Annotated in this window: 17 protein-coding genes and 1 pseudogene; 13 read left to right on the top strand and 5 right to left on the bottom strand. The window is 72.3% G+C overall.

What is annotated here, in order from left to right; translation table 11 throughout:
* Window positions 1-23: 23 nt before the first annotated feature.
* On the bottom strand, window positions 24-1,049 hold the full coding sequence (locus ABZ154_RS02345; RefSeq protein ID WP_356828249.1) for a DMT family transporter: 1,026 nt from the start codon (window positions 1,047-1,049) through the stop codon (window positions 24-26).
* Between ABZ154_RS02345 and ABZ154_RS02340 the strand changes: the two genes are divergently transcribed.
* From ABZ154_RS02340 to ABZ154_RS02325, 4 genes are all read left to right on the top strand, one after another.
* Entirely contained in the window at window positions 1,048-2,517 is a 1,470-nt protein-coding gene (locus tag ABZ154_RS02340; protein WP_356828247.1) for a PLP-dependent aminotransferase family protein, read from the top strand. The two genes, ABZ154_RS02345 and ABZ154_RS02340, sit on opposite strands and share 2 nt — an antisense overlap.
* 81 nt (window positions 2,518-2,598) lie before the next feature.
* On the top strand, window positions 2,599-3,174 hold the full coding sequence (locus tag ABZ154_RS02335; protein WP_356828499.1) for a histidine phosphatase family protein: 576 nt from the start codon (window positions 2,599-2,601) through the stop codon (window positions 3,172-3,174).
* Between the two features lie 92 nt (window positions 3,175-3,266).
* Complete coding sequence (locus tag ABZ154_RS02330; RefSeq protein WP_356828245.1) at window positions 3,267-4,436, top strand: serine hydrolase domain-containing protein; 1,170 nt, start codon at window positions 3,267-3,269, stop codon at window positions 4,434-4,436.
* Between the two features lie 86 nt (window positions 4,437-4,522).
* A complete protein-coding gene (locus ABZ154_RS02325; RefSeq protein ID WP_356828243.1) occupies window positions 4,523-5,020 on the top strand; it encodes a peptidylprolyl isomerase in 498 nt (165 codons plus the stop codon).
* A 137-nt stretch (window positions 5,021-5,157) separates the two neighbouring features.
* On the opposite strand, the gene ABZ154_RS02320 is transcribed toward ABZ154_RS02325, so the two are convergent.
* The gene (locus ABZ154_RS02320) at window positions 5,158-5,550 is read right to left on the bottom strand and encodes a DUF5997 family protein (RefSeq protein ID WP_356828241.1); all 393 of its coding nucleotides are present in this window, start codon (window positions 5,548-5,550) and stop codon (window positions 5,158-5,160) included.
* 91 nt (window positions 5,551-5,641) lie between these two features.
* On the opposite strand from ABZ154_RS02320, the gene ABZ154_RS02315 reads away from it, so the two are divergent.
* On the top strand, window positions 5,642-6,451 hold the full coding sequence (locus tag ABZ154_RS02315) for a LysR family transcriptional regulator substrate-binding protein (protein WP_356828239.1): 810 nt from the start codon (window positions 5,642-5,644) through the stop codon (window positions 6,449-6,451).
* A gap of 502 nt (window positions 6,452-6,953) precedes the next feature.
* On the opposite strand, the gene gap is transcribed toward ABZ154_RS02315, so the two are convergent.
* Window positions 6,954-7,952, bottom strand: a complete 999-nt coding sequence (gap, locus tag ABZ154_RS02310; protein ID WP_356828237.1) for a type I glyceraldehyde-3-phosphate dehydrogenase — start codon at window positions 7,950-7,952, stop codon at window positions 6,954-6,956.
* 111 nt (window positions 7,953-8,063) lie between these two features.
* Window positions 8,064-9,020 (bottom strand): helix-turn-helix domain-containing protein, encoded by a 957-nt coding sequence (locus ABZ154_RS02305; RefSeq protein WP_356828235.1) that lies wholly within the window; start codon window positions 9,018-9,020, stop codon window positions 8,064-8,066.
* Window positions 9,021-9,463: 443 nt separating this feature from the next.
* Here ABZ154_RS02305 and argC point away from each other — a divergent pair, with 443 nt between their 5' ends.
* The 5 genes from argC to ABZ154_RS02280 all read left to right on the top strand — a co-directional run bounded on the left by argC (window position 9,464) and on the right by ABZ154_RS02280 (window position 14,425).
* Entirely contained in the window at window positions 9,464-10,492 is a 1,029-nt protein-coding gene (gene argC / locus ABZ154_RS02300) for an N-acetyl-gamma-glutamyl-phosphate reductase (RefSeq protein ID WP_356828233.1), read from the top strand.
* 88 nt (window positions 10,493-10,580) lie between these two features.
* On the top strand, window positions 10,581-11,735 hold the full coding sequence (argJ, locus tag ABZ154_RS02295) for a bifunctional glutamate N-acetyltransferase/amino-acid acetyltransferase ArgJ (protein ID WP_356828231.1): 1,155 nt from the start codon (window positions 10,581-10,583) through the stop codon (window positions 11,733-11,735).
* Window positions 11,732-12,661 (top strand): acetylglutamate kinase, encoded by a 930-nt coding sequence (argB, locus tag ABZ154_RS02290; RefSeq protein ID WP_356828229.1) that lies wholly within the window; start codon window positions 11,732-11,734, stop codon window positions 12,659-12,661. Before argJ ends, argB begins: the two co-directional genes overlap by 4 nt.
* Complete coding sequence (locus ABZ154_RS02285; protein ID WP_356828227.1) at window positions 12,658-13,863, top strand: acetylornithine transaminase; 1,206 nt, start codon at window positions 12,658-12,660, stop codon at window positions 13,861-13,863. The genes argB and ABZ154_RS02285 overlap by 4 nt, the downstream gene beginning before the upstream one ends.
* Before the next feature lie 25 nt (window positions 13,864-13,888).
* Window positions 13,889-14,425, top strand: coding sequence for an arginine repressor (locus ABZ154_RS02280; protein WP_019764598.1), 537 nt, complete (start codon window positions 13,889-13,891; stop codon window positions 14,423-14,425).
* A gap of 8 nt (window positions 14,426-14,433) precedes the next feature.
* Here ABZ154_RS02280 and ABZ154_RS02275 read toward each other — a convergent pair whose 3' ends face one another.
* Window positions 14,434-15,138 carry a L,D-transpeptidase family protein gene (locus tag ABZ154_RS02275; protein WP_356828225.1) on the bottom strand — a complete coding sequence of 235 codons (705 nt, stop codon included), beginning with the start codon at window positions 15,136-15,138 and terminating at the stop codon, window positions 14,434-14,436.
* Between the two features lie 71 nt (window positions 15,139-15,209).
* On the opposite strand from ABZ154_RS02275, the pseudogene ABZ154_RS02270 reads away from it, so the two are divergent.
* The 3 genes and pseudogenes from ABZ154_RS02270 to argH form a co-directional block, all read left to right on the top strand.
* A pseudogene (locus ABZ154_RS02270) lies at window positions 15,210-15,314 on the top strand (chlorophyllase); the annotation flags it as partial.
* A 151-nt stretch (window positions 15,315-15,465) separates the two neighbouring features.
* Window positions 15,466-16,659: an argininosuccinate synthase gene (locus ABZ154_RS02265; RefSeq protein WP_356828223.1), complete on the top strand. Its 1,194-nt coding sequence runs from the start codon at window positions 15,466-15,468 to the stop codon at window positions 16,657-16,659.
* Window positions 16,660-16,776: 117 nt separating this feature from the next.
* Window positions 16,777-18,204, top strand: a complete 1,428-nt coding sequence (gene argH / locus ABZ154_RS02260; RefSeq protein ID WP_356828221.1) for an argininosuccinate lyase — start codon at window positions 16,777-16,779, stop codon at window positions 18,202-18,204.
* The last annotated feature ends 16 nt before the right edge of the window (window positions 18,205-18,220 follow it).

Genomic DNA, 18,220 nt, shown 5'->3' with positions numbered 1-18,220 from the left:
TCCGCCTGTCCGTACGGCCAAGTCTATGACCGTACGGGCTCCTTTTCCCCTGCTGAACGCGGCGCCGCCCGGCCCCGGCCCCGGAGCCCCGTCCGCTGGGTGGCCGCGATGCACACGACCACCGCCACCGCCGCGAGGGGAGCCGCCGCCGGCACCTCCTCGCCGAGCAGCAGGAAGGCCCAGGACAGGGTGAGGAGCGGTTGCGCGAGCTGGAGTTGGCTGGCGCGGGGCACGCCGATCCGGGCCATGCCCTTGTACCAGACGTACAGCCCGAAGAAGGTCGATCCGGCGGCCACCCAGACCAGGCCGAGGACGCCGTGCGCGGTGAGGTGGACCGGTTCCAGCGGCAGGGCCACCGTGCTGCCCGCCACCGCGAGCGGCAGGCACAGGATCAGCGCCCAGCCGATCACCTGCCACCCCGGCATCACCCGGGCCAGCCGGCCGCCCTCGGTGTACCCGGCCGCGCACACCAGCAGCGCCCCGAGCAGATACAGGTCGCCCGCGGCCAGGGCGCCGCCGCTCTGCTGCACGGTGAACCCGATGACGACGGCCGCACCGGCCAGGGCCGCGACCCAGAACGTGCGGGAGGGGCGCTCCCCGGTACGCAGCGACCCCAGCACCGCGGTCGTCAGCGGCAGCAGCCCCACGACGACGGCCGCGTGCGAGGTGGTTGAGGTCTGCAGGGCGAGGGTCGTCAGCAGCGGGAACCCGATCACCACACCGCCCGCCACCACCGCGAGCCCGCCCCAGTGGCGGCGTGCGGGCACCGGTGCCCGGGCCGCCAGCAGGAAGCAGCCCGCGATCAGGGCGGCGAGCGTGGAGCGCAGGGCGACGAGGGACCAGGGGCCGAAGCTCTCCAGGCCCCAGGCGGTGGAGGGGAAGGTGAGCGAGAACGCCACGACGCCGAGCGCGGCGAGCAGGGTGCCGCGCAGGGCGGGGGAGGGGATCTTCGCGGTGGGGTGCGGGGCGCCCGTACCGTCCGGCGGGGACGTTTCCGTACCCACGACCGCTATCGGGCCGGATGCGGTAGCGCTATCCTGTGCTCTCATGCAAGAGCGTAGCAGCGTCGCCGAACTGGTCACTTCCCTACGGGCCGAACTCAACCGCTACTCACCTGGTGGGAAGCTGCCGTCCAGCCGTGCGCTCGTCGAACGTTTCCGGGTCAGCCCGGTCACCGTCTCCCGGGCCATCGCCCAGCTCGTCGCCGAAGGGCTCGTCACCACCCGCCCCGGCTCCGGCGCCTTCCGGGCAGAGCCCCGCGCCGGGGTCCCCGCCCCCGGCGACACGTCCTGGCAGGAGGTGTCACTGAGCGGCGACGGCGGGCCCGAGGCCGTGCCCCGTACCGTCGACGCCTCCGGGGTCCTGGCCACCCTCGCCGCACCCCCGCCCGGCACCATCGAGTTCAACGGCGGCTACCTCCACGCCTCCCTCCAGCCCGAACGGGCCCTGGCCGCCGCCCTCGCCCGGGCCGGCCGCCGCCCGGGCGCCTGGGGCCGCCCGCCCACGGACGGGCTTCCCGAACTGCGGTCCTGGTTCGCCCGCGAGATCGGCCCGGCCCTCTCCGGCGCCGACGTCCTGATCACCGCGGGCGGCCAGAGCGCCCTGGCCACCGCCCTGCGCGCCCTCGCCCCGCCCGGCGCCCCGGTCCTCGTCGAGTCGCCCACCTACCCCGGCATGCTCGCGGTCGCCCGCGCCACGGGGCTGCGCCCGGTTCCCGTCCCGATGGACGCGGACGGGGTCCGGCCCGAGCTGCTCGCCGATGCCTTCCGCGCCACCGGGGCCCGGGTCTTCGTCACCCAGCCGCTCTTCCAGAACCCCACCGGAGCCACCCTCGCCCCCAACCGCAGGCCCGAGGTCCTGGCGATCGCACGGGGGGCCGGCGCGTTCGTGATCGAGGACGACTTCGCCCGGCGGCTCGTCCACGAGGACGCCGGACCGCTCCCCGCGCCGCTGGCGGCCGACGATGCCGACGGGGTGGTCGTCCACGTCTGCTCGCTCACCAAGGTCGCCTCACCCAGCCTCCGGGTCGGCGCGCTGGCCGCCCGGGGCCCGGTCCTCGAACGCCTCCGAGCCATCCAGGTCGTCGACAGCTTCTTCGTACCGAGGCCGCTCCAGGAGGCCGCGCTCGAACTCGTCGGCTCCCCGTCGTGGGGCCGCCACCTGGCCGCGGTGTCGGTGGAGCTGCGGAGCCGCCGTACGGTGATGGCCGCCGCCCTCCGCGCCGAACTGCCGGAGTTCTCCCTGCCCCACGTGCCGGCGGGCGGCGGCAGCCTCTGGGCCCGGATCCCGGCGACCGGGGCGGGAACGGGCCCCGACGAGACGGCCGTCGCCTCCGCCGCCCTGCGCGCCTCGGTAGCCATCGCCCCGGGCAGCCCGTACTTCTGCGCCGAACCCCCGGCCGGCCACGTACGGCTGAGCTTCGCGGCGGTCTCCGGAGCGGCCGAGATCGCGGAGGGCGTGCGCCGGCTCCGTACGGCGTACGACGGTCTCCGGCCCCCGGCGCCGTCCGGCGGATGACCGCAGGCGGTCATGGCCTCTTGACGCCCTCTTGACCGGACAGGCGTTCGGCACCACGATCCGGCCATGACGCATCCGGCCATGACGCATCGGGTCACCCTGGTCGCGGCGGCGCGCACCTCTCCCCGCCTGGCCGAGCGCTTCGACGACGACCGGCCGCTCGACCAGGCCGGCTGGCACGAGGTGCAGCTCGTCGCCCATACCCTGGTCCCGCTAGGGGCGGCGGAACTGCGATACTGCTCGCCCACCCCGCGCAGCCGTGCCACCGGCGACGCGTTCGGCTACGCCCCGATGGCCCAGCCCGCCCTGCGCGACTGCGACATGGGCCGCTGGCGCGGCATGACCCTGGCCGAGGCCGCGGCCCGCGAACCGGCCGCCGTCGACGCCTGGCTCGCCGACCCGGGCAGCGCCCCGCACGGCGGGGAGTCCCTCCTCGGCTTCATCGGGCGGATCGGGGGCTGGCTGGACACCCGTCCGGCCTGCGACGGGTTCATCGTCGCGGTCGCCGAACCGGCCGTGGTCCGCGCGGCCCTCGTCTACGCGCTGAACGTGCCGCCGACGGCGTACTGGAACATCGACGTCCGCCCGCTCTCCACGATCACGCTCGCCGGCGCGCCCGGCTGCTGGAGCCTGAGCCTGGAGTCCGGCATCCGCTGACCCCGACTCCGGCCGGGCCCGCCCTTCCCTCCAGTCCGACCAGTCGGTACGTTGCGGGGGCATCGGTCCCGCGACATACCGAAGGAGCCCACGTGCCGCAGATCCACGGTCACTGCGATGAGCGGTTCGCCGACGTCCGGGACGCCTTCGAGGAGAACTTCACGGCCCGCGGCGAACTGGGCGCGGCGCTCACCGTGCTCGCCGACGGCATCTCCGTGGTGGACCTCTGGGGCGGCTGGGCGGATGAGGCCCGCACCCGCCCCTGGGAGCGGGACACCCTGGTCAACGTCTGGTCCACGAGCAAGGGACCCACCGCGCTCTGCGCCCACATCCTCGCCGACCGGGGCCTCCTCGACCTGGACGCCCCCGTGGCCACGTACTGGCCGGAGTTCGCGGCGAACGGCAAGGAATCCGTACGCGTACGCCACCTCCTCTCGCACCGCTCCGGCGTCGCGGGAATCGGCGCCCCGCACACCCTGGACGAGCTGTACGACTGGGAGCTGACCTGCGCCCGGCTCGCCGCCACCGCGCCCATGTGGGAGCCGGGGACCCGGTCCGGCTACCACGCGATCTCGTACGGATTCCTCGTCGGCGAGGTGGTCCGCCGGGTCAGCGGGATGCGGCCCGGCGAGTTCCTCCGGCAGGAGATCACCGGCCCGCTGGGCATCGACTTCACCTTCGGTCTCCCGGAGAAGGAGACCCACCGCCTCGCCGAGCTCGTCCAGGAACGCACCGACCGCGCCGCCCAGGCCGCCCTCCTGGCCCGGATGGAGCCGGTGGCCGTCGCCTCCCTGCTCAACCCGCCCACCGGCCGGGCCGCCGCCAACACGCCCGCCTGGCGCGCCGCCGAGATCCCCGCCGCCAACGGCCACGGCACCGCCCGCGCGGTCGCCGCGCTCTACGGGATCCTCGCCGGACGCGGCTCCATCGGCGGCCACCGGATCCTCTCCGAGCAGGCCGCCGAACGTGTCCGCGAGAGCCAGGGCGCCTGCCGCGACCTGGTCCTCGGCGACGCCTTCACCCACGAGACGGAGATCGCCCTCGGCCTCTGGCTGAGCGGAGGCAACCGCTCCTACGGACCCAACCCGCGGGCGATGGGCCACGACGGCGCGGGCGGTTCCTGCGGCCTGGCCGACCCGGAAGCGGGCATCGCCCTCGGGTACGTGATGAACCGGATGGGCTCCGGCGTGGCCGACGATCCCCGCAAGACGGCCCTGGTCGAAGCGGTCTACGGGGCCCACCGGAGCGCCGACCGAGGGTGACCCGGTGGTGGGTGGGACGCACCGTTCCACTGCGCCGACCCAACCCGGGTTTCGCCTGTGGTTGCCAGGAATGTGAGGATGTCACCATGACAACCAAGGTCTACTTCGACATCACCATCGACGACGCGCCCGCAGGGCGGATCACGTTCAACCTGTTCGACGACGTCGTCCCCAAGACGGCGGAGAACTTCCGCGCGCTCGCCACCGGTGAGAAGGGCTTCGGCTACGCCGGCTCGTCCTTCCACCGCGTCATCACCGACTTCATGCTCCAGGGCGGGGACTTCACCCGCGGCGACGGCACCGGCGGCAAGAGCATCTACGGCGAGAAGTTCGCCGACGAGAACTTCAAGCTCAAGCACGACCGCGTGGGCCTGCTCTCGATGGCCAACGCCGGCCCGAACACCAACGGCTCGCAGTTCTTCATCACCACGGTGCTCACCCCGTGGCTGGACGGCAAGCACGTGGTCTTCGGTGAGGTCGCCGACGACGACAGCCTGGCCCTGGTCCGCAAGATCGAGGCGCTCGGCTCCTCCAGCGGCCGCACCCGCGCCAAGGTCACCATCGCCGAGTCCGGCGTTCTCTGACCGAAGCGGGGCCTTCGGGCCCGGCAGCCCGGGATGCCGCACCGCGGCGCGTGCCGTATCCCGGTATCCCGGCAGACAGGAAGCCCGGCCGACGCATCGCGTCGGCCGGGCTTCCCGGGTCTCTCCGTCGGCCGCGGTCAGTTCGACCGGGCGGCGCGCTCCGCGTTGCGCTCCTTGATGCGGGCGGCCTCCTTGCGGACCTCCGCCTGGGTGGCCCGCTCCTTTTCGAGCCACTCGGGCATCTCGTCCTTCAGGGCGTCGACCTGCTCGGTGGTGAGGGCGTCGGTGATCCCACCGCGGGCGAGCCCCGCGATGGAGATGCCGAGCTTCGCCGCGACCACCGGACGGGGGTGCGGCCCGGTGCGGCGCAGCTCGACCAGCCACGCGGGCGGGTCGGTCTGGAGGGCGTTGAGCTCGGTGCGCGAGACGGCACCCTCCTGGAACTCGGCGGGGGTGGCCTGGAGGTACACACCCAGCTTCTTCGCCGCGGTGGCGGGCTTCATGGTCTGGGCGGTCTTGTGCGACGTCATGGGTCCAGGGTATCGACCACAGGACATACCTCCGACCACTGACCGCCGACCGGTGGCCGACCACCGGCGGGGCGGCCGGTAGCCTGGATCCGTGACAGGCTCGGACACCCCCTCATCCTTCAGGCTCGCGTACGTCCCCGGCGTGACGCCGACCAAGTGGGTGAGGGTCTGGCACGAGCGGCTGCCCGGCACCCCCCTGGAGCTCGTCCAGGTCCCCGCGGCCGAGGCCTCGCGACTGCTCGCGGACGACGGTGCGGAGGCCGGGCTCGTACGGCTCCCGGTCGACCGGGACGTGCTCAGCGCGATCCCCCTGTACACCGAGACGACGGTCGTGGTGATCCCCAAGGACCACGCCGCCACGGCCGCGGAGGAGGTCACGCTCCCCGATCTGGCGGACGAGATCGTCCTGCACCCGCTCGACGATCTCCTCGACTGGGAAACGCTCCCCGGCCGCCCCGCGATCGAGCGCCCGGCCACCACGGCGGACGCGATCGAGCTGGTGGCGGCGGGCGTGGGCGTGCTCCTCGTCCCGCAGTCCCTGGCCCGCCTGCACCACCGCAAGGACCTCACCTACCGGCCGGTCCCGGAGGCCCCCGAGTCCCGCGTGGCCCTGGCGTGGCCGCAGGAGGAGCCCACCCCCGATCTGGTGGAGGAGTTCATCGGCATCGTCCGGGGGCGCACGGTCAACAGCACCCGCGGCCGTGCGGCCACACCGCCGCAGCCGTCGGCGAAGGAGAAGGCGAAAGCGAAGGCCAAGAGGGCCGGCACGGCCGCCGGCACCGGTCGCAAGCCCGCCCCCGGCGGGAAGCAGAGCGGCACGGGCCGCCGCGCGGGCGCCCCCAAGGGAGGCAGGGCCGGCGGCCAGTCGGGCGGCAAGCGTGGGAAGCCGCGCGGCCGCTAGAGCCGGGCGCGCTCTCTCCTTAAGTCCCCCGCGTCCCGACGTCCCGTCGAACGGATCCCCCGGTCGGCGTCCCAGCAGGTCACGGGGTGGGAATTCCCGGAAATGCGTCACTTCCCCGGCAGCGGTGGTGGCCGCCGCCCCCGTGCCGCAGGGGCGTCGTCAGCCGGCCGCTGCGGTCGGTTCCGTACGGGGGCGGGAATGCACATACGAGCCGTGACGAGGACGCTCGTGAGGTCGCCACCGCCGGGGGTACCGCGGCCGGAACGCTGACGGCGGCGGGCACCGGTTCCGCTGCCGCCGGCCCAGCAGACCCGGCGGCAGCGCCCAGCAGGTCGCGCCGCTCGCGAAGCGGTGACCTCGCCGAGGTCCGGTCGTTGCCGTCATGGTGGCCGGTGCGCTTCCCGGTAACCATGCGCCGTCTGGACCTTGCCGCCGCCCTGGTCACGGTCGTCGCCGCCGGTGGCCCTGCCCATGGAGCGCACGTCGTAAGCCCGGGGCGCGGTCAGCCGGTGGCGAGGAGTTCGAGCGTGTCGATCACGCGGTTCGAGAAGCCCCACTCGTTGTCGTACCAGGCGACCACCTTGATGTGGCGGCCGTCGACGCGGGTGAGAGCCGAGTCGAGGATCGCCGAGGCGGGATTGCCCGTGATGTCGGACGATACGAGCGCGTCGTCCGAGTACTCGAGTACGCCGGCGAGCGGCCCCTGCGCCGCGGTGCGGTACGCCGCCAGCACGTCCTCGCGCGTCACGTCGCGGGCGACGGTCGTGTTGAGTTCGACGATCGACCCCACCGGAACCGGTACGCGGATCGAGTCGCCGGACAGCTTGCCGTCGAGGTTCGGCAGCACGAGGCCGATCGCCTTGGCGGCGCCTGTCGTGGTCGGCACGATGTTGACGGCGGCGGCGCGGGCGCGTCGTGCGTCGCGGTGCGGGCCGTCCTGCAGGTTCTGCTCCTGCGTGTAGGCGTGCACCGTCGTCATGAAGGCGTGCTCGATACCGGCGAGGTCGTCGAGCACCTTCGCCAGCGGCGCGAGCGCGTTGGTCGTGCAGGAGGCGTTCGAGACGATCGTGTGCGTCGCCGGGTCGTACGCGTCGGTGTTGACGCCGAACGCGAGCGTGACATCGGCGCCGTCCGCCGGCGCGCTGACGAGTACCCTCTTCGCGCCCGCGTCGAGGTGGGCGCGGGCGGCCGCGGCCGACGTGAAGCGGCCGGTCGCCTCCAGCACGATGTCGACGCCGAGCTCGGCCCACGGCAGCCGCGCCGGTTCGCGCTCGGCGAGCACGGTGATGCGACGGCCGTCGACGACGAGGGTGTCCCCGTCGACGCTCACCGGGCGCCCGAGCCGGCCGGCCGTGCTGTCGTACGCGAGCAGCCGGGCGAGAGCGGCGGGCTCCGTCAGGTCGTTGACGGCGACGACCTCGATGGCGCTGTCGCGCTCCAGCAGTGCGCGCAGCACATTGCGTCCGATGCGGCCGAATCCGTTGATGGCGATGCGAGTCATGAGTGGTGTCCCTTCCGTTCCCCACCAGGCTCGCTCGCGGCCGACGCCGCTGACAGTGGCGGGATCGCCACGGTTCAAAAGGATCCCGCCACCGTCAGCGGCCCGGGCGCGCTATGCGCCGCGCGTGAAGGTGCGCCGGTACTCGCTCGGTGTGGTGCCGAGGATGCGCTGGAAGTGCAGCCGCAGATTCGCGCCTGTGCCGAGCCCGATGTCGCCGGCGATCTGCTCGACGCTCCGCTCCGAACGCTCCAGCAGTTCGCGCGCCACGTCGATGCGGGCGCGCATCACCCATTGCATCGGTGTGTAGCCGGTCTCCTCGACGAAGCGTCTGGAGAACGTGCGCGGTGAGACCCCCGCCTGCCGCGCGAGGGTGTCGAGGGTGAGGGGCTCGCCAAGCCGGTGCAGCGCCCACTCCCGGGTGGCGGCGAACCGCTCGCCGAGCGGCTCGGGCACGCTGCGCAGCACGTACTGCGCCTGACCGCCGCTCCGGTAGGGGGCCGCGACGAGCCGCCGGGCCGCGTGGTTGGACGCGGCCACCCCGAGGTCGCCGCGCAGGATGTGCAGGCACAGGTCGATGCCGGAGGCGGCACCGGCCGAGGTGAGCACGCTGCCCTCGTCGACGAACAGGACGTTCTCGTCGACCCGGACGAGCGGATGCCTCGCCGCGAGAGCCCGCGTGTAGTGCCAGTGCGTCGTGGCCCGCTTGCCGTCGAGCAGCCCCGTGGCGGCGAGCGCGAAAGCGCCCGTCGAGATGGCGGCGAGCCGCGCGCCCCGGTCATGAGCGCCGATCAGCGCGTCGACGACGGCCTGCGGCGGGTCGTCGCGGTCCGGGAACCGATAGCCGGGGACGAAGACGATGTCGGCCCACTCCAGTGTGCGCAGACCGTGTGCCACGGAGTACGACAGGCCGTCGCCACCGGTCACGAGACCGGATCCGGCGCCGCACACCCTCACCTCGTACGGCATGCTCGCGCGGGTCGTGAACACCTGCGCGGGGATCCCGACGTCGAGCGGCTTCGCACCCTCGAGCACGAGGACGGCGACGTGATGCGGGGGCGGGGCGGGCACGGGGAAGAGGGTACGCGGGGTGCGGCGCCGGCTGTAACGACCGCGCCATCCGGCCCAGGTGGGCAACGGTGCTCGGCATGGGCCCCGGCAGGCGTATCGGCAGGTGGTTCGTGGGTGAGATCACGGTCACGGGCGAGTACGCATCGCTGGCGCACTATCGCGTACGCATCACTGGCTCACTGTTTCGACTGCGTGGCGGAGACGTTGACGAAGATCGCCGATGGAAGCCATCCGGTCTGTGAGGTCGCCGAAGGACGGCTGGTCTGGTCGTGAAACGAGGGCCTCACCGTCAGCCACGGCGCCACGTCGCGCGGCGCGTGAACTCGCGCTGGACGTCCGGTGCCTGAGCCTCCTCCCTCGGGCCCCGCTGCCCGGACACCGACCACTGATTGCATAAAAGTGCGGCGCTGCGTATAGTCATGCCATCGACAAGGAGGGTTCCGATGGTGGTACGCGCAGCGGTGGCAGGGGCGAGCGGATACGCCGGCGGTGAGCTGCTCCGACTCCTGCTGGCGCATCCCGGCGTCGAGATCGGTGCCCTCACCGGACACTCCAACGCCGGACAGGTGCTCGGCTCGCTCCAGCCGCACCTGCGGCCCCTGGCGGACCGGGTGTTGGAGCCCACCACCGCCGAGGTCCTCGCCGGGCACGACGTCGTCTTCCTGGCGCTGCCGCACGGGCAGTCCGCCGCCGTCGCCGAGCAACTCGGGGACGAGGTGCTCGTGGTCGACATGGGGGCGGACTTCCGGCTGAAGGACGCCGGTGACTGGGAGAAGTTCTACGGGTCCCCGCACGCCGGTACCTGGCCCTACGGGCTGCCCGAGCTGCCGGGCGGGCGGGCCGCGCTCGCCGGGTCGAAGCGGATCGCCGTGCCCGGGTGCTACCCGACCGCCGTGTCCCTAGCGCTCTTCCCGGCGTACGAAGCGGAGATCGCCGAACCGGAGGCCGTCATCGTCGCCGCTTCCGGCACCTCCGGGGCGGGCAAGGCGGCCAAGCCGCATCTGCTCGGCTCCGAGGTCATGGGCAACATGACCCCGTACGGCGTCGGCGGCGGGCACCGTCACACGCCCGAGATGATCCAGAACCTCAGCGCCGCCGCCGGCGAGCCGGTCACCGTCTCCTTCACGCCCACCCTCGCCCCCATGCCGCGCGGCATCCTCGCCACGTGCAGCGCGAAGGCGAAGCCGGGCGTGAGCGCGGCGGCCCTGCGCGCGGTGTACGAGAAGGCGTTCGCGGACGAACCGTTCGTTGACCTCCTGCCCGAGGGGCAGTGGCCCGCCACCGCCGCGGTGTACGGCTCCAACGCCGTACAGATCCAGGTCGCCCACGACCCGGCCGCCGGACGGATCGTGGTCATCTGCGCCATCGACAATCTCGCCAAGGGCACCGCGGGCGGCGCCCTGCAGAGCATGAACATCGCCCTCGGGCTTCCCGAGGACACAGGTCTGACGACGATCGGAGTGGCACCGTGAGCGACGAGCGCGCCGCCGCCGGGCTGCGGCGGGCCACGAAAGCCGCGCCGCTGCGCTGCGCGGTCGGAGAAGCGAACAAGGAGATGCAGTGAGCGTCACGGCAGCACAGGGATTCTCGGCGGCGGGCATCGCCGCGGGGATCAAGGAGAGCGGCAACCCGGACCTGGCCCTCGTGGTCAACCACGGGCCGCGTCGCGCCGCCGCGGGCGTCTTCACCTCCAACCGCGTCAAGGCAGCCCCGGTGCTCTGGTCGGAGCAGGTCCTCAAGGGCACAGAGGTCACCGCCGTCGTCCTCAACTCCGGTGGCGCCAACGCCTGTACGGGCCCCAAGGGGTTCCAGGACACGCACGCCACCGCCGAGAAGGTCGCCGAGGTGCTGGAGGGCCACAGCGCCGGCGAGGTCGCCGTCGCCTCCACCGGGCTCATCGGCATCCTGCTCCCCATGGACAGGCTGCTCCCCGGCATCGAGCAGGCCGCCGCCGCCCTCAGCGAGCACGGCGGTGAGAAGGCCGCCATCGCCATCAAGACCACCGACACCGTGCACAAGACGGCCGTCGCGGGCGGCGAGGGCTGGACCGTCGGCGGCATGGCCAAGGGCGCGGGCATGCTCGCCCCCGGCCTCGCCACCATGCTCGTCGTCCTGACCACCGACGCCGATGTCGAAGCCCCCGCGCTGGACGCCGCCCTGCGCGAGGCCACCCGGACCACCTTCGACCGGGTCGACTCCGACGGCTGCATGTCCACCAACGACACCGTGCTGCTGCTCGCCTCCGGCGCCAGCGGCATCACCCCGGAGCAGGGCGACTTCGCCGAGGCCGTACAGGCCGTCTGCGCCGACCTCGCCCGGCAGCTCATCGGCGACGCCGAGGGCGCCTCCAAGGACATCCGGATCGAGGTGGTCAACGCGGCCACCGAGGACGACGCCGTCGAGGTCGGCCGGTCCATCGCACGGAACAACCTCCTCAAGTGCGCGATCCACGGCGAAGATCCCAACTGGGGTCGTGTCCTCTCCGCCATCGGCACCACGAAGGCCGCCTTCGAACCGGACCAGCTCAACGTCGCCATCAACGACGTCTGGGTCTGCCGGAACGGGGGGGTGGGGGAGGACCGCGACCTCGTCGACATGCGCTACCGGGAGGTCAAGGTCACCGCCGACCTCGCCGCGGGCACCGAGTCGGCCGTCATCTGGGCCAACGACCTCACCGCGGACTACGTCCACGAGAACAGCGCGTACAGCTCATGAGCGCCGCGCGGAAGCACACCGCACTCCCGAAGGCGCAGATCCTCATCGAGGCGCTGCCCTGGCTGACCCGGCACAACGGCAGGACCGTCGTCATCAAGTTCGGCGGCAACGCCATGATCGACGAGGAGCTGAAGGCCGCCTTCGCCCAGGACGTGGTCTTCCTGCGGCACGCCGGGCTCAAGCCCGTCGTCGTGCACGGCGGCGGCCCGCAGATCAGCGCCCAGCTCGACAAACAGGGCCTGGTCAGCGAGTTCAAGGCGGGGCTCCGGGTCACCACCCCCGAGGCCATGGACGTCGTACGGATGGTGCTCGCCGGACAGGTCCAGCGCGAACTGGTCGGCCTCCTCAACCAGCACGGCCCCCTCGCCGTCGGCATGACCGGCGAGGACGCCCACACCATCACCGCCACCCAGCACCGGCCCACCATCGACGGCGAGTCCGTCGACATCGGCCGGGTCGGCGAGATCACCGCCATCGACACCGGGGCCATCCAGGCGCTGCTCGACGACGGCCGCATCCCGGTCGTCTCCTCCATCGCCCGCTCCGCCGACGACCACCACGTCTACAACGTCAACGCCGACACCGCGGCCGCCGCGCTCGCCGCCGCCCTGAACGCCGAGACGCTGATGGTCCTCACCGATGTCGAGGGGCTGTACGAGGACTGGCCCAACAGCGACGACGTGATCAGCCGGCTGACCGCCAGTCAGCTGGAGAAGCTGCTGCCCGAACTGTCCAGCGGCATGGTCCCCAAGATGCAGGGGTGTCTGCACGCCGTGCGCAACGGCGTCGAGACGGCCCGGGTCATCGACGGCCGGGTCCAGCACTCGATCCTGCTGGAGATCTTCACCGACGAGGGCATCGGCACGATGGTCGTGCCGGACGCCCCCATCGACGTACACGGAGTACCTGGACAGGGGGAATCATGACCGGCGCAGCAGCCGCTGGACTCACTTCGCGCTGGCAGGGCGCGCTGATGGACAACTACGGCACGCCCCGCCTGCCGCTCGTCCGCGGCGAAGGCGCGTACGTCTGGGCCGAGGACGGCACCCGCTACCTCGACTTCGTCGGCGGCATCGCGGTCAACGCCCTCGGCCACGCCCACCCGGCCGTCGTCGAGGCCGTCTCCACCCAGGTCGCCTCCCTCGGCCACGTATCGAACCTCTTCATCGCCGAACCGCCGGTCGCCCTCGCCGAGCGGCTGCTCCAGCTCTTCGGCCGCCCGGGACGGGTCTTCTTCGCCAACTCCGGCGCCGAGGCCAACGAGGCCGCCTTCAAGATCGGCCGGCTCACCGGGCGCACCCACATGGTCGCCACCGACGGCGGCTTCCACGGCCGGACGATGGGCGCGCTCGCCCTCACCGGCCAGCCGGGGAAGCAGGAGCCCTTCCGCCCGCTGCCCGGTGACGTCACGCACGTTCCGTACGGGGACGTCGACGCCCTGCGCGCGGCGGTGACCAACGACACCGCCCTGGTCATCATCGAGCCGATCCAGGGCGAGAACGGTGTCGTCGTCCCGCCCAAGGGCTATCTGGAGGCGGCCAGGGAGATCACCCGGGCGACCGGCACCCTGCTCGTCCTGGACGAGGTCCAGACCGGGATCGGCCGCTGCGGCCAGTGGTTCGAGCACCAGGCCCACCAGGGCGTCGAGCCGGACCTCGTCACCCTCGCCAAGGGGCTCGGCGGCGGCCTCCCGATCGGCGCGACCGTCGCGTTCGGCCCGGCGGCCGACCTGCTGAAGCCGGGTCACCACGGCACGACGTTCGGTGGCAACCCGGTCGCTTGTGCCGCCGGACTCGCCGTCCTGGACACTCTCGCGGCCGACGGCGCGCTCGACAACGTCAAGCGGCTCGGCGAGAAGATCCGCGACGGCGTCGAGGCGCTGGGACACCCGCTGGTCTCCCACGTCCGCGGCAGTGGCCTGCTGCTGGGTATCGTGCTCACCGGACCCCTCGCACCGCAGGTGCAGCAGGCGGCCCAGGGAGCCGGCCTCCTGGTGAACGCGCCCGCCCCCGATGTCGTACGGCTCATGCCGCCGCTGATCATCGGTGACGCGGAGGTGGACGCGTTCCTGCGGATCCTGCCGAGCGCTCTCGACGCGGCACACGGGGACGGACGATCCGGAGCATGACCCTCCGGAGAATGAGGCGACGACGATGACCGAGGCGCAGGAGACCGAGCACGGCGGACCGTCCGTGCCGCAGACCCGCACCGCCCGCCACCGCCGGATCGTGGACATCCTGAACCGGCAGCCGGTCCGTTCGCAGAGCCAGCTGGCCAAGCTCCTCGCCGACGACGGGCTGAGCGTCACCCAGGCGACGCTCTCCCGCGACCTCGACGAGCTGGGCGCGGTCAAGATCCGCAACACCGGCGGCGAACTGATCTACGCGGTGCCGAGCGAGGGCGGATTCCGCACCCCGCAGGCGCCGCTGGGCGGCTCGGCCAAGGAGGAGCGGATGCGCAGGCTCTCGGCCGAACTGCTCATCTCGGCGGAGGCCTCGGCCAACCTGGTGGTGCTGCGTACGCCGCCGGGCGCCGCGCAGTTCCTCGCCTCGGCCATCGACCAGGCCGAACTGCACGACATCCTCGGCACGATCGCCGGCGACGACACGCTGATGCTCATCAGCCGCGACCCGAACGGCGGCCAGGCGCTTGCCGACCATCTGCTGAGGCTCGCTCAGAACGACCGGTGACCTGCGAACTAGTAGCGCGTGATCGCGGTCGGGCCCGCGCTGGTCCCGACCGCGATGTGCGGTTCGCGCGCCGGGTCCGCCCAGGCCAGGATCTGAGCCATGGCGTCCGCAGGGACGGAGACACACCCGGCCGTCGCCCCGCGCCCGTTCACATGCAGGAAGATCCCGGCGCCCCGGTTGCGTACGGGACGGTCGTAGTTGAAGCCGATCACCAGCGCGTGGGCGTACTGCGTGCCGTACGACACCAGATGCTCGGCCTCGTCCGCCCGGCAGTCGGCGGGGCGCGGTTCCACCCAGCGGTTGTACGACGCCGAGGCGTTGTCCTGGCACCACCAGGAGTCCTCGTTCACCCTGCGGTACGCGTACCGCGCCCCTGCTGGGGCCTCCTGGATGCCGAAGGCGTACGGCAGGTCGTACAGGCCGGTCGGGGTGGTGCTGGTGCCCTGCTCGCGGGTGGCGCCATCGGCCAGCCCGTTCGCCCCGAACCGGGCCGGCGCGGACCCCGCCGCCACCCACCTGCCCCCGCGCCGCTCCCACCAGGTCACCGTGCCCGTCGTGGATGTGGTGTCCGGGGCCTCGGCGGTGATGAGCTGGGAGCCGCCGCCCGTCTCCGACAGCCGGTCCGGCAGCGGAGGGGCGTCGGAGGGGCCGGCCCCGAGGGAGCCGAGGGACAGGGTGAGGAGTACGGCGAGGGTCAGCAGAGGTCGGCGCATGCTCCGGACCGTACGGCGGCCGCGGGCGACGGCCCACCGGACCTGCTCCGTACGGCCCAGCGGCCCACTCCGCGAGCGGCGTCCCCGGAGAGGGCTTCTCCCGCCCCGCGGTCTCGGCCGGCGCGCTGATCGCCGCGACCGGAACCGGCGACACGCTCACCTCGTTCGCCGCCGAGCGGCCGGTCCGTGCCGCCCCGACCGCTCGAAGTGTGGTGGCTCGCGAAGGCCGATCGCTCCGCGCCACCACGCCTGACCAGCGTCTTTGACAAAGCATACGGACCACTGCATAGTTATACCCATCAGTGATTGCACCGTAAGGAGAAACCCGTGACCGAGCGCGTCGTACTCGCCTACTCAGGCGGCCTGGACACCTCCGTCGCCATCGGCTGGATCGCCGAGGAGACGGGCGCCGAGGTCATCGCCGTTGCCGTGGACGTCGGCCAGGGCGGCGAGGACCTGGACGTCATCCGCAAGCGCGCGCTCGCCTGCGGTGCCGTCGAAGCCGAGGTCGCGGACGCCAAGGACGAGTTCGCCGAGGAGTACTGCCTCCCGGCGATCAAGGCCAACGCCCTCTACATGGACCGCTATCCGCTGGTCTCGGCCCTCTCCCGGCCGACGATCGTCAAGCACCTCGTCGCCGCCGCCAGGAAGCACAACGCCGGGATCGTCGCCCACGGCTGCACCGGCAAGGGCAACGACCAGGTCCGCTTCGAGGCCGGTATCTCCGCGCTCGGCCCCGACCTGAAGTGCATCGCCCCGGTCCGCGACTACGCGATGACCCGGGACAAGGCGATCGCCTTCTGCGAGGAGAAGAACCTCCCGATCGCGACCACCAAGAAGTCCCCGTACTCCATCGACCAGAACGTCTTCGGGCGGGCCGTCGAGACGGGCTTCCTGGAGGACATCTGGAACGCGCCGATCGAGGACATCTACGAGTACACCTCCAACCCGGCCACCCCGCGCGAGGCCGACGAGGTCGTCATCTCCTTCAAGGAGGGCGTGCCGGTCGCCATCGACGGCCGTCCCGTCACCGTCCTCCAGGCGATCCAGCAGCTCAACGAGCGGGCCGGTGCCCAGGGCATCGGCCGGATCGACATGGTCGAGGACCGGCTCGTGGGCATCAAGTCCCGTGAGGTGTACGAGGCGCCCGGCGCGATCGCGCTGATCACCGCCCACCAGGAGCTGGAGAACGTCACCGTCGAGCGCGAGCTGGCCCGCTACAAGCGGCAGGTCGAGCAGCGCTGGGGCGAGATGGTCTACGACGGCCTGTGGTTCTCCCCGCTGAAGCGGGCCCTGGACGGCTTCATCAACGAGGCCAACCAGCACGTCACCGGCGACATCCGGATGACCCTGCACGCCGGCCGCGCCGTCGTCACCGGCCGGAAGTCCGACGAGTCGCTGTACGACTTCAACCTCGCCACCTACGACTCGGGCGACACCTTCGACCAGTCCAAGGCGCAGGGCTTCATCGAGCTCTTCGGTCTCTCCTCGAAGATCGCCGCCAAGCGCGACCTCGCCTGACCCTCCCTCGTTGTACAGCCGCCTCCCCGTCCGCACGCGGCAGGGAGGCGGCCGCATATCCGCACCTTGCCTTCGCTTTCGTCTTTGCCTTGGCCTTTGCCTTTTGAGGAGCACGCAGTGAGCAGCAACAACGGTGACGTCCGGCTCTGGGGCGCGCGTTTCGCCGACGGACCGGCCGAGGCGCTGGCCAAGCTGTCGGCCTCCGTCCACTTCGACTGGCGGCTCGCGCCGTACGACATCGCCGGCTCCCGCGCCCACGCACGCGTCCTCAACAAGGCGGGCCTGCTCACCGAGGACGAGCTGACCCGGATGCAGGACGGCCTCGACCGGCTCGAAGCCGATGTCGCGGACGGCTCCTTCACCGGGACCATCGCCGACGAGGACGTCCACACCGCCCTGGAGCGCGGACTCCTGGAGCGCCTCGGCCCCGACCTCGGCGGCAAGCTGCGGGCCGGCCGGTCGCGCAACGACCAGATCGCCACCCTCTTCCGGATGTACCTGCGCGACCACGCCCGGATCATCGGCGGCCTCATCGCCGACCTCCAGGGCGCGCTGGTCGGCCTCGCCGAGGCCCACCCGGACGTGGCGATGCCCGGCCGCACCCACCTCCAGCACGCCCAGCCGGTGCTCTTCGCCCACCACGTGCTCGCCCATGTGCAGTCGCTGTCCCGGGACGCCGAGCGGCTGCGCCAGTGGGACGAGCGCACGGCCGTCTCCCCGTACGGCTCCGGCGCGCTCGCCGGCTCCTCGCTCGGGCTCGATCCGGAGGCGGTCGCCGCCGACCTCGGCTTCGAGCACGGTTCGGTCGCCAACTCCATCGACGGCACCGCTTCGCGGGACTTCGTCGCCGAGTTCGCCTTCATCACCGCGATGATCGGCGTCAACCTCTCCCGGATCGCCGAGGAGGTCATCATCTGGAACACGAAGGAGTTCTCCTTCGTCACCCTCCACGACGCCTTCTCCACCGGCTCCTCGATTATGCCGCAGAAGAAGAACCCGGACATCGCGGAGCTGGCCCGGGGCAAGTCCGGCCGTCTCATCGGCAACCTGACCGGCCTGCTCGCCACGCTGAAGGCCCTCCCGCTCGCGTACAACCGCGACCTCCAGGAGGACAAGGAGCCCGTCTTCGACTCCTGCGACCAGCTCGAAGTCCTGCTCCCCGCCTTCACCGGCATGATGGCCACCCTCACCGTCAACCGCGAGCGCATGGAGGAGCTGGCTCCCGCCGGCTTCTCGCTCGCCACCGACATCGCGGAGTGGCTGGTCCGGCAGGGCGTTCCGTTCCGGGTCGCGCACGAAGTCGCCGGCGCCTGCGTCAAGGAGTGCGAGCAGCACGGCATCGAGCTCGACGAGCTCACCGACGAGCAGTTCGCCTCGATCTCCGAGCACCTCACCCCGGAGGTCCGCACGGTCCTCAACGTGCGCGGCGCCCTCGCCTCCCGCAACGGCCGGGGCGGAACGGCCCCCTCCGCCGTCGCCGTACAGCTCGCCGAGGTGAAGAAGGACCTGGAGGCCCAGAACGCCTGGGCGACCGCCCGCCGGTAGGGGTACCGCGTCGCGT

Origin of the sequence: Streptomyces sp. NPDC006261, assembly GCF_040613515.1 — a bacterium.
In the GTDB taxonomy this organism is placed as follows: domain Bacteria; phylum Actinomycetota; class Actinomycetes; order Streptomycetales; family Streptomycetaceae; genus Streptomyces.
This window is presented reverse-complemented; position numbering and strand designations above follow the sequence as displayed.